The 15,212-nt window shown below is 70.6% G+C and carries 18 protein-coding genes; 10 read left to right on the forward strand and 8 right to left on the reverse strand.

The genetic code is table 11. The features are described from left to right. Positions 1 to 6: 6 nt before the first annotated feature. On the reverse strand, positions 7 to 789 hold the full coding sequence (locus AC1DSA_RS24975) for an IclR family transcriptional regulator domain-containing protein (RefSeq protein ID WP_477893752.1): 783 nt from the start codon (positions 787 to 789) through the stop codon (positions 7 to 9). Positions 790 to 857: 68 nt separating this feature from the next. On the opposite strand from AC1DSA_RS24975, the gene AC1DSA_RS24980 reads away from it, so the two are divergent. From AC1DSA_RS24980 to AC1DSA_RS24990, 3 genes are read left to right on the forward strand one after another with little or no spacing between them, the layout of a single operon-like run. Further along, positions 858 to 2,138, forward strand: coding sequence for an aromatic ring-hydroxylating oxygenase subunit alpha (locus tag AC1DSA_RS24980; protein WP_477893753.1), 1,281 nt, complete (start codon positions 858 to 860; stop codon positions 2,136 to 2,138). A 2-nt stretch (positions 2,139 to 2,140) separates the two neighbouring features. Continuing rightward, a complete protein-coding gene (locus AC1DSA_RS24985; protein ID WP_477893754.1) occupies positions 2,141 to 2,623 on the forward strand; it encodes an aromatic-ring-hydroxylating dioxygenase subunit beta in 483 nt (160 codons plus the stop codon). A gap of 23 nt (positions 2,624 to 2,646) precedes the next feature. Next, positions 2,647 to 3,612 (forward strand): tripartite tricarboxylate transporter substrate binding protein, encoded by a 966-nt coding sequence (locus AC1DSA_RS24990; protein ID WP_477893756.1) that lies wholly within the window; start codon positions 2,647 to 2,649, stop codon positions 3,610 to 3,612. A gap of 55 nt (positions 3,613 to 3,667) precedes the next feature. Here AC1DSA_RS24990 and AC1DSA_RS24995 read toward each other — a convergent pair whose 3' ends face one another. The 3 genes from AC1DSA_RS24995 to AC1DSA_RS25005 form a co-directional block, all read right to left on the reverse strand. Continuing rightward, positions 3,668 to 4,393 (reverse strand): hypothetical protein, encoded by a 726-nt coding sequence (locus AC1DSA_RS24995; protein ID WP_477893758.1) that lies wholly within the window; start codon positions 4,391 to 4,393, stop codon positions 3,668 to 3,670. After that, positions 4,390 to 6,306 carry a hypothetical protein gene (locus AC1DSA_RS25000; protein ID WP_477893760.1) on the reverse strand — a complete coding sequence of 639 codons (1,917 nt, stop codon included), beginning with the start codon at positions 6,304 to 6,306 and terminating at the stop codon, positions 4,390 to 4,392. Before AC1DSA_RS25000 ends, AC1DSA_RS24995 begins: the two co-directional genes overlap by 4 nt. Before the next feature lie 95 nt (positions 6,307 to 6,401). Further along, positions 6,402 to 7,853 (reverse strand): RNB domain-containing ribonuclease, encoded by a 1,452-nt coding sequence (locus tag AC1DSA_RS25005; protein WP_477893762.1) that lies wholly within the window; start codon positions 7,851 to 7,853, stop codon positions 6,402 to 6,404. A gap of 197 nt (positions 7,854 to 8,050) precedes the next feature. On the opposite strand from AC1DSA_RS25005, the gene AC1DSA_RS25010 reads away from it, so the two are divergent. After that, positions 8,051 to 8,491 (forward strand): DUF1810 domain-containing protein, encoded by a 441-nt coding sequence (locus AC1DSA_RS25010; RefSeq protein WP_477893764.1) that lies wholly within the window; start codon positions 8,051 to 8,053, stop codon positions 8,489 to 8,491. Continuing rightward, a complete protein-coding gene (locus AC1DSA_RS25015) occupies positions 8,488 to 8,796 on the forward strand; it encodes a GNAT family N-acetyltransferase (protein WP_477893766.1) in 309 nt (102 codons plus the stop codon). The genes AC1DSA_RS25010 and AC1DSA_RS25015 overlap by 4 nt, the downstream gene beginning before the upstream one ends. A 610-nt stretch (positions 8,797 to 9,406) precedes the next feature. On the opposite strand, the gene AC1DSA_RS25020 is transcribed toward AC1DSA_RS25015, so the two are convergent. The 3 genes from AC1DSA_RS25020 to AC1DSA_RS25030 form a co-directional block, all read right to left on the reverse strand. Further along, positions 9,407 to 10,846 carry an NAD-dependent succinate-semialdehyde dehydrogenase gene (locus AC1DSA_RS25020; RefSeq protein WP_477893768.1) on the reverse strand — a complete coding sequence of 480 codons (1,440 nt, stop codon included), beginning with the start codon at positions 10,844 to 10,846 and terminating at the stop codon, positions 9,407 to 9,409. Positions 10,847 to 10,919: 73 nt separating this feature from the next. Continuing rightward, a complete protein-coding gene (locus tag AC1DSA_RS25025) occupies positions 10,920 to 11,129 on the reverse strand; it encodes a hypothetical protein (protein ID WP_477893770.1) in 210 nt (69 codons plus the stop codon). Between the two features lie 265 nt (positions 11,130 to 11,394). Beyond that, on the reverse strand, positions 11,395 to 11,754 hold the full coding sequence (locus AC1DSA_RS25030; protein ID WP_477893772.1) for a DUF4148 domain-containing protein: 360 nt from the start codon (positions 11,752 to 11,754) through the stop codon (positions 11,395 to 11,397). A 163-nt stretch (positions 11,755 to 11,917) separates the two neighbouring features. On the opposite strand from AC1DSA_RS25030, the gene AC1DSA_RS25035 reads away from it, so the two are divergent. Next, positions 11,918 to 13,138, forward strand: a complete 1,221-nt coding sequence (locus AC1DSA_RS25035; RefSeq protein WP_477893774.1) for an MFS transporter — start codon at positions 11,918 to 11,920, stop codon at positions 13,136 to 13,138. Positions 13,139 to 13,218: 80 nt separating this feature from the next. After that, positions 13,219 to 13,683 carry a cupin domain-containing protein gene (locus AC1DSA_RS25040; RefSeq protein WP_477893776.1) on the forward strand — a complete coding sequence of 155 codons (465 nt, stop codon included), beginning with the start codon at positions 13,219 to 13,221 and terminating at the stop codon, positions 13,681 to 13,683. 138 nt (positions 13,684 to 13,821) lie between these two features. Here AC1DSA_RS25040 and AC1DSA_RS25045 read toward each other — a convergent pair whose 3' ends face one another. After that, positions 13,822 to 13,944, reverse strand: coding sequence for a hypothetical protein (locus AC1DSA_RS25045; RefSeq protein ID WP_477893778.1), 123 nt, complete (start codon positions 13,942 to 13,944; stop codon positions 13,822 to 13,824). Between the two features lies 1 nt (position 13,945). Between AC1DSA_RS25045 and AC1DSA_RS25050 the strand changes: the two genes are divergently transcribed. The 3 genes from AC1DSA_RS25050 to AC1DSA_RS25060 all read left to right on the forward strand — a co-directional run bounded on the left by AC1DSA_RS25050 (position 13,946) and on the right by AC1DSA_RS25060 (position 15,204). Continuing rightward, positions 13,946 to 14,269, forward strand: a complete 324-nt coding sequence (locus AC1DSA_RS25050) for a hypothetical protein (protein ID WP_477893780.1) — start codon at positions 13,946 to 13,948, stop codon at positions 14,267 to 14,269. Positions 14,270 to 14,382: 113 nt separating this feature from the next. Continuing rightward, entirely contained in the window at positions 14,383 to 14,787 is a 405-nt protein-coding gene (locus AC1DSA_RS25055) for a methylglyoxal synthase (protein ID WP_477893782.1), read from the forward strand. A 66-nt stretch (positions 14,788 to 14,853) separates the two neighbouring features. Further along, on the forward strand, positions 14,854 to 15,204 hold the full coding sequence (locus AC1DSA_RS25060; protein WP_477893784.1) for a DUF2845 domain-containing protein: 351 nt from the start codon (positions 14,854 to 14,856) through the stop codon (positions 15,202 to 15,204). Positions 15,205 to 15,212: the final 8 nt, after the last annotated feature.

Consider the following 15,212-nt stretch of genomic DNA (forward strand, 5'->3'; position numbering starts at 1 on the left):
GCAGGCTCAGGGCCGCAGCGCCAGCTCGCGCGCCCCCGCCTGGTTGCGCAGCAGCGCCGGCAGGTAGCTGCGCGCCATCTCGGCCACGGTCATGCGCTCGGCGCGCGTGGAGATGCTCATCGCCGCCGCCACCGCGCCTTCGCGGGTGAAGATGGGCACCGCGATCGAGCGCACACCCAGTTCGATCTCCTCGTCGCACACCGTGTAGCCGCGCTCGCGCGAGGCCGCCAGTTCGCGCAGCAGGTCGCGCACCGAGCCGAGCGTGCGCGGCGTGAAGCGCTCCAGCGGCGCGCCGGCCAGCAAGGCACGCACTTCGCCATCGGCATGGCCCCACAGCAGCGCCCGGCCCGCCGCCGAACAGTGCAGCGGCAGGCGCGAACCCACCGCCAGCCCCACCCGCAGCGTGCGGCGCGCGGTGGAGCGCGCGGCGATCAGCACGCGGTCGCCATGCAGCACGGCCAGCGAGGCCGACTCGCGGCTGCGCTCGCTCAGCGCATCCAGCGCCGGCTGCAACAGGCGCGGCAACTGCGTCGAGGAGGCGTACGCATGGCTGATGCGCAAGGCGCCATGGTCCATCCAGTAGTGCTTGCCGTCGCTGCGCAGGTAGCCCAGCCCGCACAGGGTCAGCAGGCAGCGCCGGGCCGAGGCCGGGCTGAGGTCTCCGGCGCGCGCCGCCTCGCTCACCGTCATGCGCGCGTGCGCGGCGTCGAAGGCCTCCAGCAGACGCAAGCCCTTGGCCAAGCCGCCCATGTGGTCCTTGTTGCGCGCCTCGGTGCCAGGGGAAGCCATGAGGCCGATTTTGCGCTATGCGCAAAGGCGCCTTGAACCGCGTGCTGCCGGCCGCCACACTGCGGCGAATGGATTGCCCCCTCACCTCCACGCCGGCCGAGCAGGAAATTCCTGCCTCCGCCATCCGCCGCCCCTGGCCGCAAGGCGGCTTCACCAGCGCGCCCTACTGGGTCTACAACGACGCTGCGGTGTACGCGCGCGAGCAGCAGGAGATCTTCCGCGGCCGCTCCTGGCACTACCTGGGGCTGGAGGCCGAGGTGCCGCAGCCCGGTGCGTACAAGAACACCTACATCGGCGAAGCCAACGTGCTGCTCACGCGCGCGGAGGACGGCACGCTGCATGCGATGCTCAATCGCTGCGCCCACCGCGGCAACATGGTGTGCCGCGAGGCGTTCGGGCAGGCGGAGAAGCTGCACTGCGTCTACCACTCCTGGAACTACAACCTGAAGGGCGACCTCACCTTCGTCGCCTTCCGCAACGGCCTGCGCGGCGAAGGCGGCCTGCCGAAGGACTTCGACATGAAGGCGCACGGGCTGCGCAAGCTGCGCGTGGCCTCCATTGCCGGCGTGGTGTTCGCCACCTTCCGGGACGACACGCCGCCGCTGGAAGAGTGGCTGGGCGACGTCGGCGACGGCATCCGCCGCGTCTGCAGGAAGCCGCTGAAGGTGCTGGGCTACGACACGCAGCGCATCCACGCCAACTGGAAGGCGTACCACGAGAACCCGCGCGACTCGTACCACGCCAACATCCTGCACACGTTCTACGGCACCTTCGGGCTGTCGCGGCAGTCGCAGGAGTCCGGCATGGTGCTGGATGCGGCCGGCCGGCACTGCTACTTCTGGACCAAGGCCGGCACCGAGAAGCAGTCGGCCGACTACAGAGAGACCGCCTCCGCGCTGCGCTCGCACAACGAGGGCCTGAAGCTGGAGGACCCCGGCATCCTCAAGTGGCGCGACGAGTTCGGCGACGGCGTCAGCGTGCAGATCCTCACCGCGTACCCGTCCTTCGTGCTGCACCAGATCGCCAACAGCCTGGCCACCCGCCAGCTGCTGCCCAAGGGCCCCGGCCAGTGCGACCTGGTGTGGACCTACTTCGGGTTCGAAGACGACGACGAGGAAACCAGCCGCGCGCGCCTGGCGCAGATGAACCTGGCGGGTTCGGCCGGCATGGTGTCGGTGGAGGATGCGGCGGTGTGCGAGATGATCAAGCGCGCGATCGGCGACGGCGCCGACGGCGAGAGCTACATCCACATGGGCGGGTCCACCCTGGAAAGCGGTGGCAGCAACAAGCTGTCGGAGCGGGCGATCCGCAACTTCTGGAACACCTACCGGGAAGACATGGGGATCTGACGATGCCGCTGCTGCACGAACAACATCACCGACCCATCGAGAACCTGCTGCACGAATGGGCGCGCTGCATCGACGAGAACCGCGTCGAGGCGATCTGCGAGCTGATGCTGCCCGAGGGCCGCTATACGGTGCAGTCGCGCTTCAACGCCGACCGCGGCCTGCCGCACGCGCTGATGGACGCGCGCTCCGCCGCGCAGCTGCGCGACCGCATCAAGTCCATGCGGCTGGCCAACATCTACGAGCCGCAGCACTACCGGCACATCGTCTCGGGCGTGCAGATCGTCGGCGGCGAGGCCGGCACGCTGCAGGTGCGCTCCAGCTTTCTCGTGGTGCGCACGCTGGACCTGGACGGCGACATGAAGGTGTTCGCCGCCGGACAGTGCGATGATGTGGTGGACGCCACCGGGCCCGAGCCGCTGTTCCGCGCACGCCACTTCAAGCTGGACTCGCGCGTGGTCGAGACGCTGATGGTGATCCCGCTGTGACGACGAACACCAAGGAGACGAGGATGAACCGCAGGACCGCCGCGCTGCTCGCGGCGTGCACCCTGGCCGCGGCGCCGCTGGCCGCGCTCGCGCAGGCCGGCTGGCCCCAGGCCCCCATCACCGTGATCGTGCCGCTGGCCGCGGGCGACGGCGGCGACACCACGGCGCGCGCGATGTCCGAGCTGCTCGGCAAGGAACTGGACACGCCGGTGCTGGTGCAGAACAAGCCCGGCGCCGGCGGCGCACTGGGCGTGCAGCAGGTGATCGCGGCGAAGAAGGACGGCTACACGCTGCTGTTCACGCAGAACAGCCCGCTCACCATCCGCCGCGTGCTGGAGCCCGCCGCGGCGTCCTACGACCCGCTGCGCGAGCTGGCGCCGCTGGCCATCACCACCCGCACGCCCTCGGTGCTGGTGGTGCGCAAGGACGCGCCCTTCGGCACCTTCCAGGAGCTGGTGGCGTACGCGAAGAAGAACCCGGGCAAGGTGCACGTCGGCAATGCCGGCCCCGGCTCCGCCGGCGACCTGAGCGTGCAGGTGATCAACTCGGTGGCCGAGACCGACCTGCTCTCCGTCCCCTACAAGGGCGCCGCGCCCGCCGTCACCGACGTGATCGGCGGCCAGGTGGAAGGCGTGATCCTGGCGCTGGGCGCCGTGGCCCCGCACATCAGGAGCGGCTCGCTCAAGGCGATCGCGATCTCCAATCCCTTCCCCGAACTGCCCAACGTGCCGACGCTGGCCCGGCTCGGTTACCGGCAGGACATCCTGGGCGTGTGGTTCGCCTGGATGCTGCCCGCCGGCACGCCGCCGGAAGTGGCGCAGGCGCTCGTGCCCGCGCTGCAGAAGGTGGCGAAGGACCCGGCCATCGCCGCGCGCCTGCTGCCGCTGGGCATCGTGCAGGACTGGGAGCCCGCCGCGCGCGTCACCTCGGAGATCCGGCGCGAATACGACACCGTCGGCGAGGTCAACAGCCGCACGCGGAAGAACTGAGCCGCGATCCCCGAGGGTCGGTGCAAGCGCCCGGCCATTCCGTACCGCGCTCCGCTCACCGCCCCTCGACCGGCACCCCGCTGCCGACGAACTTCAGCGCCTGCGCGGTGCGCGCCAGCCCATCGCGCAGGTCGGCATAGCGCGCCTCCTCCGGCAGCATCTGCAGCACCGCCTGCGAGCGTTGCTCCACGCGCTGCAACTGCCGGAAGGCCTCCCCCGCCCTGGCCTGGATGCGCTCGCGCAGCCAGGCGCTGTCGGCCAGCCGCGGGTCGCTCCTGCGCAGTTCGTTCAGGGCCCGCAGGTGGTCGAGCTCGCGCGTGATGGCGATCGCGCCCGCGAACACCTGCGGCGCCAGCTCGCGCGCGACGCTCGCAGGGGGCAGGCCGGAGGGCAGCGGCCGCGGATCGAAGGACGCGGGCAGCTGTGCCTCCAGCAGCCCCGGCGGCGCGGGCAGGTTGGTGGGCCGGCGCACGTTGCGCCGCGCCGCCTTGCCGGTCTCCGGCAGGTTCAGCTGCGGCGACCTGGGCAGGATCACGTCCTGCACCGCCTGCTGCACTTCCGGCGCCTGCACCCGCGCGGCTGCGCCCAGGCCGGCGCCGATGTCCCGGCACGGCCCCGCGTCGGGACTGGCCACGCAGGGGTCGCTGGCGCAAGCGGTGCCGGTCAGCGCGCACTGGGCCAGCGCCGGCGGCGTGCAGCACGCGACGCCGAGGCAAAGTGCCGCGAGCACGGCGTGCGCAGCGCGTGCGGCTGGCTGGGGGGGCAGCGACAGCGTGTTCACAGCGCCCCCAGTGCCTGGACCAGGCGTTCGAGCGCGGGCGGCTTGGTCCCGTACAGGCGCAGCGGCTGCGTGCCGAAGGCGTTGATGCGGTCCAGCACGTACTGCCGGGCCGCTCCCGGCGGCACGCCCTGGCTGGTGATCGCGAAGGTCTCCACCAGGTCGCCCTGCGCATCCAGCACCAGGACTTCCGCGGCGTGGTGCTTGAGCGCGCCATCTGCGGGCGCGCCCTGCCGGCTGCGGTAGGCCTGCATGGCCATCCCGTTGGCGATCGCGACGCGCCCGCCGGCGCGGGCGAAGTCCCAGTGCCCCAGGCTCTCCAGCAGCGCCTGCATCTCCAGCGCCGCATCGGGTGCGTCGGGACCCAGCCCCGACTGGCGCAGCAGCGCGGCGGCCAGCGCATAGCCCTCCAGCTCGAAGGCGATGCGCGCGCGCAGCCACAGGCCGTCCACGGCGCTGTGCTGCTGCAGCGCGCGCGCGGCCTTCTGCGCGCGCAGCCAGGCCTCGGGGCGCGTCGTGCCGCGGTCCGCCGACGCAGCGGCCCATTCGAACTCCGCGCGCAGCGCATACGGCTCGCTGCGCTGCGGCGCCGCCGCGATGGCGGCTTCGTAGGCCGGCCGCGCGAGCTCGGGCCGGCCGGCCTCTTCCCAGGCGCGCGCCAGCACCAGCGAGCCCCACATCGGGTTCCAGTCCTCGATGCGATCGGCCAGTTCCTCGGCCCGCTTCTGGTCGCCCAGCGCCGCCGCCGCCTGCACCGCCACCGAGAGCGCGGCGTAGTTCGGCTGGGACACCAGCCACCAGCGCAGCGATCGCACGTGGTCCAGCGCGATGCGCAGCGCCTCCTCCTTGCGATGGCCCTGCAGCAGCGCCTGCGCCTGGCGCAGCGGCTCGGCCGCGGCCTGGCCGCGCCGCGCCATCGATGCGATGTCCGCGTCGTCGGGCTCCCACTCCCAGATGGCGACCACCTGCCGCACGCCGCCGCCCAGCAGCGCCAGTTCGTACTCGCGCGGATGCAGCGAGGAAGGCCAGCGCGCCCCCAGCAGGTGGCGCAGCACCAGGCCGAAGGTCAGCGGCCGTGGGGCGGGGCGCACCGCCAGTTCGACCCCGCGCACCGCGTCCACCTGGCCGCCGGTGCCCGGGAACCAATAGGCCACGGTGCGCGCCGGTCGCGTGCCGGCGTCTGCCTGGTACACCGTCCAGCCGTCGCGCTCGCTGCGGACGAAGTGGTGCAAGCCCTTTTGCTGCAGCCCGCGCAGCACGCGCGCGGTGTCGGGCTCGGCGGCGAACGGCTGCAGGGCCTCCACAGCCAGGGGCACCGCGCCGAGCTGCAGGTAGAAGGAGCCGCGCACCCGCATGGCCTGGCGCTCGTCGATGCGCGCCAGCGCGTCCACGGTGGCGAAGGCTTCCTCGAAGCGGCGCAGCGCGAACAGCGAACGGGCCGTCGCTTCCTCGCGCTGCGCGGAGGCGGGAACCAGCTTGAGCACGGCCAGCGCTTCCGCGTGCCGGCCCTGGCCCGCGAAGATGCCGGCGGCATCCAGCCGCACCTCGTCGCGCACCTTCATCACCTCGGGCCGCAGCGACTGCAGCTTGGCGTCCAGCCCGAGCAGGGTCACCATCTCGTCCACGCTGCGCAGCATCTCGTCGCCGCGGCCCTCGCGCTCCAGGCGCTCCAGGCCCATCCACAGGGCGTGGATGCGGGCGCGGTTGCCGCGGCGGTCCTCGGCGGCGCGCGCGGCTTCCTCCAGCCCGCGCGACTGGCTCATCGGTGGACCCTGGCGCCAGGTCGAGCCGGCCGGCGCCGCCAACGCCGCCGGCGCGGCCGCCAGCAGGACCAGCCCGCACAGCAGCGCGCATGCGGYCTGGTCCAACCGCGCACGGCCGCGCTGGAGGCGGATCGCAAGGCCTGGCTGTCGCACGCGCTCTCCTGTGCTGTCCGACCGGACAGGCTAGTCCTTTTCGCCGGCGCACGGGAGTAACCGCGTGCAAACCGGAGGCAAAGCCGGGCCGCGCTTCAGGCCGGCTCGAAATCCAGGAAGCCCTGCTCCTCGTCCACGGCCACCAGCCGCACGCCCAGCGCATCGCCCACGTCGATGCCCTCGACGCCGCGCACCAGCCGGCCTTCCACCAGCGGCCGCGCGATCCGCACGAAGGTGCCCTTGGGCGCCGCGCCGGTGACGATCGCATCGAAGCGCTCGCCGATGCGGTCGTGCAGCAGGAAGGCGGCCGCCGCCTTGAGCACTTGGCGCTCCACCTTGCTGGCGTTGTCCTCCTGCAGCGTGCAGTGGCGCGCGATCGTCTCCAGGGTGGCCAGCGCGTAAGGCGGCTCTTCGCCCGCCACCGAGGCCTTCAGCAGGCGCTGCGTGACCAGGTCCGGGTAGCGTCGGTTGGGCGCGGTGGAATGCGCGTAGTCGTTCACCGCCAGCCCGAAGTGGCCGACGTGGGGCGCGCCCGGCGCGGCGGCCAGGTACTCGCCGGAGCCCAGCATCTTCACGACCTTGAGCGACAGGTCGCCGAAGCCCTCGGGGTCGGCCGCGCGGCGCGCGCGCAAGAAGGCATCGAGTGCGATCGGATCGGCCTCGCTCGGCAGCTGCACGCCGTACTGCGCGGCGAGCGCCTCGATCCGGTCCCAGCGCCGCGGCGACTGCAGGAAGCGGCGCAGCGAGGGATAGCCGCGTTCGGACAGGTGCCGCGCGGTCGCCGCATTGGCCGCGATCATCAGGTCGGCGATCAGGTCCTTGGCGCGGTTCTTCTCGTCGGCGCGCAGGTCCACCAGCTGGCCGTCCTCGAACACCGGCCGGGCCGACACCGTCTTCACGTTCAACGCGCCGCGGCTCTGGCGCAGCTCGCGCAGCTGCGTGGCGACGCTGTCGTGCAGCCGCAGCTGCTCGGCGAGCACCGGCCACGCGGCGACCGCGGCAGGCGCGGGACCGGTGCCGTCCAGCCACGCCGACACGGCGTCGTACGCTAGCTTGGCGCGATTGAAAACGGCGGCGCGGTAGATCTCCCATTGCGTCACCAGGCCATCCGGCTGCACCAGCAGGTCCACCACCATCGCCAGCCGCTCCTGCCCTTCGTGCAGAGAGGTGAGGTCCGTCGACAGCACCTCCGGCAGCATGGGGAACACGCCGGCGGCGGTGTAGACCGAGGTCGTGTTCAGGCCCGCGTGGTCGTCCACCGCGCCGCCCGGCTGCACCATCGCATCGACGTCGGCGATCGCCACCCGCAGGCGCGTCACGCCACCTGCCAGCGGCTCGGCCACGCTCAGCTGGTCGAGGTCGCGCGTGTCGTCGTTGTCGATCGAGAACCAGGGCAGCGCGCGCAGGTCGCGGATGTCGCCGCTGCGCTCCGGGGCGATGCGGCGCGCCGCCTCCGCCTCGCGCAGCGCCTGCGGCGCGAACTCGGGCTGCAGGCCGCGGGCACGCATGGCCTCGACCGCGATGCGGTGCAGGTGGGCGGCTTCCATCACGGGCGCTGCATGGGCTCCGGCATCGGCATGGGGCCGGAAGGCGGCTGCGGTTGCGGGCCGAGCGGCGGCTTGGGTTCGGGCGGCGGCTGGGTGGCCATGCGGTCTCTCCTGTTCAGCCCCGACTGTGCGCGAGAAACGACTCGGCCGTTTGTAGGACGGGTGCGGCTCAGCTTGCAGCGGTCCACACTCGCGGCATGGACGGCGCCGGCTTCGACCTCGAACGCTTCACCCGGGCCCAGGCGCCGGTGATCGAAGCCGTGCGCGACGAACTGCGCGCCGGCCGCAAGCAGAGCCACTGGATGTGGTTCGTGTTCCCGCAGCTGCGCGGCCTGGGCCTCAGCAGCACCGCCCAGCACTACGGCATCGCGTCGCTGGCGGAAGCCCGCGCCTATCTCGCGCACCCCGTGCTCGGCCCGCGGCTGCGCGAATGCTGCGAGCTCATGCTGGCGATCCCCGAGCCGCGCAGCGCCCACGACATCCTGGGCTCGCCCGACGACCTCAAGTTCCGCTCCTGCGTGACGTTGTTCGGCTTGGCGGCACCCGGCGAGCCGCTGTTCGCCCGCTGCCTCGACCGCTTTTACGGGGGCCAGTCCGACGCCAGGACCCTGGGTCTTTGCGGCACGATGGGCCCATGAAACAGCAACAGCAACCCCCCACCCGCGCGCCCGATGAGGTGCACAACCAGGCGCAGTCCCGCTACGAACTGCACGTCGACGGCCAGGTGGCCGCCTTCGCGCAGTACCGCAAGGAAGGCGACACGATCTGCTTCACGCACACCGAAGTCGACTCGGCCTACGAAGGCCAGGGCCTGGGCTCGCGCCTGGCGGCCTATGCGCTCGACGACGTGAAGAGCCGCGGGCTGAAGGCCGACCCCCAATGCGAATTCATGGCGAGCTACATCCGGCGCCATGAGAAGGAGTACGGCGAGCTGGTGCAGTAGTGCGCAGTGGGGCACAGCACCAGCACCAGCACCAGCACCAGCACCAGCACCAGCGCAGCGGAGCTGAGGGAAGCACGTAGGCTCCGTCACTTTGCGGGCACGCCGCGCACGGCCGGGCCGCGGGGCGATGGCTACGGCGTTCGGCGCGACCGCTGCGCGGTCGCTACCGAATGCCCCACGCTGGACGATCTTGCGGCCCTTGTAGATGGCGGTTGGCGACGACCCGGGTGGGCCGCAAGATCATCCACCGTGGGCGCCTGTGCTTTATTCGCCCCGCGGCCCGGCCGTGCGCGGCGTTCGTGGTGAGGTGACCGCTGCGGTGGTGCACCACGGCCCTGCCCTGCAAAGCTGTGCGTGGGCGGGCTGCGGCGCGAATAAAGCACAGGCGCCTGCGGTGGGTGATCCCGCGACCCGCGACGGCCGCGAATCACTCATTGCGCGCCCGGGTCGTGGGGTCGCCCAGCGCAGGGCATTCGGTAGCGCCGCGAAGCGGCGAGCCGAACGCCGTAGCCATCGCGCCGCAGCCCGCCCACGCACAGCTTTGCCGCCCCGACGCCTGACCAAAAAAAGGCCCGGCGATGCCGGGCCTTTCGTGTGGAGCGCCTGCCGCTCACACGTTCATGATCGCGACCGAGCGCGTATTGAGATACGCCTCCAGCGACTCCGGCCCGCCCTCGGAACCGTAGCCCGAGTCCTTGATGCCGCCGAAGGGCATCTCGGCGTTGGGCATCGCCGGCATGTTGATCCACAGCATGCCCACTTCCACGCGGCGCGTGATCAGGTCCGCGTTCTTCAGCGACCTGGTGAAGGCATAGCCCGCGAGACCGAAGGACAGGCGATTGGCTTCGGCGATCGCTTCTTCCAGCTTGGCGAAGCTGCGGATGCCGGCCACCGGGCCGAAGGGCTCGTCGTTGAACACCTTGGCTTCCAGCGGCACGTCCACCAGCACGGTGGGCTCCCAGAAGTTGCCGGTGTCGCCGATGCGCTTGCCGCCGGCCAGCACCGTGGCGCCCTTCTTCACCGCGTCCTCGTGGATCTCGGCCATGGCCGTCAGGCGGCGCGGGTTGGCCAGTGGGCCCATCTGCACGCCGTCGGTGAGACCGTCGCCGACCTTCAGGCCCTGCGCGTACTTGGCGAGCTGCTGCGCGAATGCGTCCTTCACGCTCTCGTGCACCAGGAAACGCGTGGGCGAGATGCACACCTGGCCGGCGTTGCGGAACTTGGCCGCGCCCGCGGCCTTGACCGCCAGGCCGATGTCGGCGTCCTCGCACACGATCACCGGTGCGTGGCCGCCCAGTTCCATCGTGACGCGCTTCATGTGCTGGCCGGCCATGGCGGCCAGTTGCTTGCCCACCGGCGTGGAGCCGGTGAAGGTGATCTTGCGGATCACCGGGTGCGGGATCAGGTAGCCGGAGATCTCGGCGGGGTTGCCGTACACCAGCTGCAGCACGCCGGGCGGGATGCCTGCGTCGGCGAAGGCCTTGATGAAGGCGGCGGGACCGGCCGGCGTCTCTTCCGCGGCCTTGACCAGCATGGAGCAGCCGGCGGCGAGCGCGGGACCGACCTTGCGCACCACCTGGTTGATCGGGAAGTTCCACGGCGTGAACGCGGCCACCGGACCCACCGGGTCCTTGACGACCATCTGGCGCAGTTCCGGCTTGCCGCGCGAGGGCACCAGCCGGCCGTACACGCGCTGGCCTTCGTCGGCGAACCAGTCGATCAGGTCGGCGGCGGCCAGGGTCTCGCCCTTGGCTTCCACCAGCGGCTTGCCCTGCTCCTGCGTGATCAGCGGAGCGATCTCGCCGGCCCGCTCGCGGATCAGCGAAGCGGCCTTGCGCATGATCTTGGCGCGGTCGACGGCGGGCATGTCGCGCCAGGTCTCGAAACCCTTCTGCGCGGCGGCCAGGGCACGGTCGAGGTCGGCCTTGCCGGCCTGCGCGACGCGGCCGATTTCCTTGCCGGTGGCGGGGTTGAAGACGGCGAGCGAACGGCCTTCGGCAGCGTCCTGCCATTCGCCGTTGATGAAGAGCTGCGTATGGGGGTAGGTCATGTCGGTCCTCGGGTCGAATTCCCGATTATGCGGCGCACCCCGGAGGCCCCGCCGCAGCGGGGCATTGGCGGATTCAGTGCAGGCCGGCGGCCGGCTCGACGGCCGGCACCGACAGCTCGCGGCCGACCATGGCGCGGGCGTAGAAGTAGTTGGTGCGCGCGCGCTCGCTCATGACGTCCAGGTCGACATGGCCCTGGACGTCACAGGGGAAGGCGAAGCCGCGGCCACTGACGAACAGCGACTGGAAGCGCAGCTGGAACTGCTCGGATGCGGATGCTTTCATGGCGATCTCCCCTGGTGGGTTTCGGGAGCGTCCTTGCGGGCAACGATTGCATGGTGGCGCTGGGCGAGCCCCGTTGCATCCCCCGATGGACTTCCTCCGGTTGGGAGACCTTGCAACAGGCGTGCCAGCCACGGCTCCCGGGGCGCGCGCGGCGGGACAACCCGCGCCACGGCTGGCCTCGCATGAAGAACGGCCGAGCCACCGCATGGGTGGCCCGGCCGTCCTGCGGGCCTGCGTCCCCGGAACCGGGGACGGCGTTTCCTGCTTATTGCGCGTTGGCGGGCGTGCCGGCCAGCGTGCGGGACGGCACGGAGGGCGTGTGGGCCTGCGCCAGGTAGGCCGAGCCGCTGTCTTCGCTGGACAGGGCATGCACTTCGTCACGCGACATCAGGTAGGCGGAGACCACCGCTTCGCGCGTCGTGGTGCTCTTGAAGTACTTCAGCGGGTTGTACTGGGTGGACCAGGGGTTCACGCCGGCCTTCTTGTAGGCAGCCAGTTCAGCATTCACGTCGGCGCGCGGCTTGGCACCGGTGAAGACGTCGTTGCCGTAGATCGGCGATTCGGCGAAGGCGCTGCCGGCGAAGGCGGAGGCCAGGACGATGGAGGCGAGGGCGATGCGGTTCATGAGGGTTCCAATCAGGTCAGGGTTCAGGTTTCGTCTGTTCCGGTTGCCGTACGGGTCGTGCGCCAGCCGTGCATGCACTGTAGGAAGCGCCATTTAGCTGTCGCTTAGCGTTCTCTTAGCTGGAAATGAGCGCCGGCCTTTTCGGCGATGATCGCGGCCTGCCATGCCGCAACCCGACAGGAACGACAACAACGACTGGATGCCGCTGGCCATCACGCTGGCGATCCAGGCCATGGTGGCGATGGCCCTGCTCACCATCCCCGCGATGGCGCCCAAGGTGGCGCAGGCCGTGGGCGTCTCCCCCGCCTACATCGGCGTGTACATCGCGGTGGCCTATGCCGGCGCGATGATCGCCAGCCTGGCCTCGGGCGGCGCCGTCGGCCGCTGGGGCGCGATCCGCGTGAGCCAGGCGGGGCTGCTGATGTGCGCCGTGGGACTGGCGCTCAGCGCCGCGCCGTCGGTGACGGCCATCGCGGTGGGCGCGCTGCTGGTGGGCATCGGCTACGGGCCGATCACGCCGGCGAGCTCGCATCTGCTGGCGCGCACCACGCCCGCGCACCGCATGTCGCTGGTGTTCTCCGTCAAGCAGACCGGCGTGCCGCTGGGCGCCGCGCTGGCGGGCGCCATCGTGCCGGGCCTGCAGGAGTTCACCGGATGGCAGCCCGCCCTGCTGCTGGTGGCGGCCGTGTGCGTCCTGTGCGCCGGGGTGTCGCAGACGCTGCGGGTGCGCTTCGACGCCGACAGCGACCCCGAAGGCCGCGTGTCGCTGGGCAACTTCCTGCGGCCCGTGCGCCTGGTGCTGGAGCAGCCGGCGCTGCGCACGCTGGCGGGCTGCTCCTTCCTGTTCTCCATCGCGCAGCTGTCGCTGACGACGTACCTCGTCACCTACCTCACCGACAGCCTGGCCTACGGGCTGATCGCGGCGGGCGCGGTGCTGTCGATCTCGCAGGTCGGCGCGGTGATGGGCCGCGTCCTGTGGGGCTGGGTGTCCGACCGCTGGACCGGCGAGCGCCGCATGCTCGCCATGCTGGCCACGCTGATGGCCGTGTGCAGCGTGGCCACCGCGCTGCTGCAGCCCGAGTGGCCGAAGGCCGTGGTCATCGCGGTGCTGTTCGTCTACGGCGCCAGCGCGGTCGGCTGGAACGGCGTGTACCTGGCCGAAGTCGCGCGGCAGGCGCCGGCGGGCATGGCGGGGCTGGCCACCGGCGGCACCCTGTTCTTCACCTTCCTGGGCGTGGTGCTGGGCCCGCCGGTGTTCGGCGCGCTGTCGGGGATGTTCGGGAGTTACCGCGCGGGGTTCGCGGCGCTGGCGGTGCCGCTGGCGGTGAGTGCGGTGGTGTTGTGGCGGAGGGCGAAGGTGGCGACTGCGACTCCCGCTACTTGACGGGCGATCTTCTTGACCTTCCTGGCCTCTTCGCGTCATGCTGCAAGCGCAATCAGGCTCGAATCGCATCGGACGCCGACATGACCCACACCACGCAGCCGCATCACTTCCCGCCGGGAGAAGGCAAGACTTTCCAGATCGGCCGAATGAGCATGACGTTCAAGACAACCGCGGCCGCGGGCTGGAATGCCTATACCGTCTGCGAGGCCATCGAACCACCCGAGTCCGGCGCGGGCTATCACCGTCATGCGACGTACGACGAGACGTTCATCATCTGCGAAGGACGCTACGACTTTCGTCTGGACGACAAGGTCTTGAAGCTCGGCCCCGGCGACGTGGTCTTCGTTCCGCGAGGGACTGCCCATGGCTTCGTCAGCACCGGTCCCGAGGTGGGCCGCCAGATCATCATCAGTTCGCCTGGTGGCGTATTCGATGCAATGATTGCCGAAGTGACCCGGCTCGACACGGGAAGCCCCACGCGACAAGCCTCGGAGGAAGCCAAGGCCATCGCCACCCGGTACGGCCTGGAGTTCCTTCCGGGATGAGTGGGTGCAGGAGCCCTCAGAGCCGTGGGCGAGGCCATCCATGCCATGTACAGGGCGTCACGCGCTTCCGGATCGTGGCCCTTGCCGGATTTCGAGGAGATCAAGCCATGAAGCCGATCCCAGGTCGTCGGCTCCCGCTCACGGCCTGTAGGCAACGGCTTCGACCTCGACCTTGGTGCCGACCACATTCCTCACCTGCGCGGTCGAACCCGCCGGCTTCTTCCCGGGGAAGAACGCGCCGTAGACGCGATTGTTAGCCATCATGAAAGAGACGCCGTTCGGTTTTGAGTACTCATGGTCTGACCTGAAGCCAGTTCGGGTACTCGCCGTGACCGTCGTCGCCGCCGAATTGGTTGGCGCAGCCCTGGGATTCACCTTTCAGCGTTTTCCGGACTGGTTTGAAAGTGTCTGGTTCGGCGCAGCGGTCGCTACCTTTCCCGCCTTCCTGGTCGGCCTCGCCGCACAGGCGCGAGTGCGACCGGGAAGCATTGCCCAGAATGCAACGATGGTTCGGCGCCTCGGCCTGATAACGCTACTTTTGTCGGTGGTCGCACTGGCCATGCCAGTCCTGGGGATGGGGAAATGAGGGCTAACAGGTTGTTTGACACGGACGCGGATCCTGTATCGGTTTAGTGGACCCCTTCACCTAGCCCCTGGCATGCCAAAGTCTCGCTAAACAACCCAAGACCATCTTTTCGCATGCCCTCCGCAAGCCCCACCCCAGTCCGCGTCGCCCTCATCGCCCACGACGCGAAGAAACCAGCCATCGTTGCCCTGGCCCTTGAATACCGGGAAGTGCTGCGCCATTGCCGACTCTGCGCCACCGGCACCACCGGCCTGCAGATCGCCCAGGCGACCGGCCTGCCCATCGAACGGCTCCTCAGCGGCCCCTTGGGCGGTGACCTGCAGATCGGCGCGCGGCTGGCGATGGGCGAGATCGACCTGGTGATCTTCCTGCGCGACCCGATGACGCCGCAGCCGCACGAACCGGACATCAACGCCCTGGTGCGCGCATGCGACGTGCACGACGTGCCCTGTGCAACCAACGAGGCGACGGCGCGCCTGCTGCTGGAGGCGGAGGCGCGGCGGATGGCCGGTCCGTAGCGCGCCATTCCGCCGATCGGCGCAGCGGAGCACAATGGAAAGCGACGCATGCTTCCGGGCCGCAGCATGAACCTCCTTCTCCTTCGCGCCGTCGTCGCCTCGGCATTCCTGCTGCTGTTCCAGCTCGCCCCCACGCCTGCCCACGCCGACACCCTGCGCTGCAACGGCGCGATCGCCGCGGAAGGCGACACCAAGCTCTCGGTCTACTACAAGTGCGGCCAGCCCGTGCTGGCGGACGCGTCCTGCGCGCCGGTGTACTACCTGGGCGTGCCCTACCCCTTCCCCTGGGGGACGTTCGTGCCCTGCCAGTCGGTGGAAGAGTGGCTGTACGACCGCGGGCCGGGCAACCTGATGGCCACGGTGCGCTTCCGCAACGGCAAGGTCGAATCGATCCGCTACGACCGCCTGCCGCAGTGAAGGAGGGA

This window comes from Ramlibacter sp. P4_H7, from assembly GCF_056400765.1.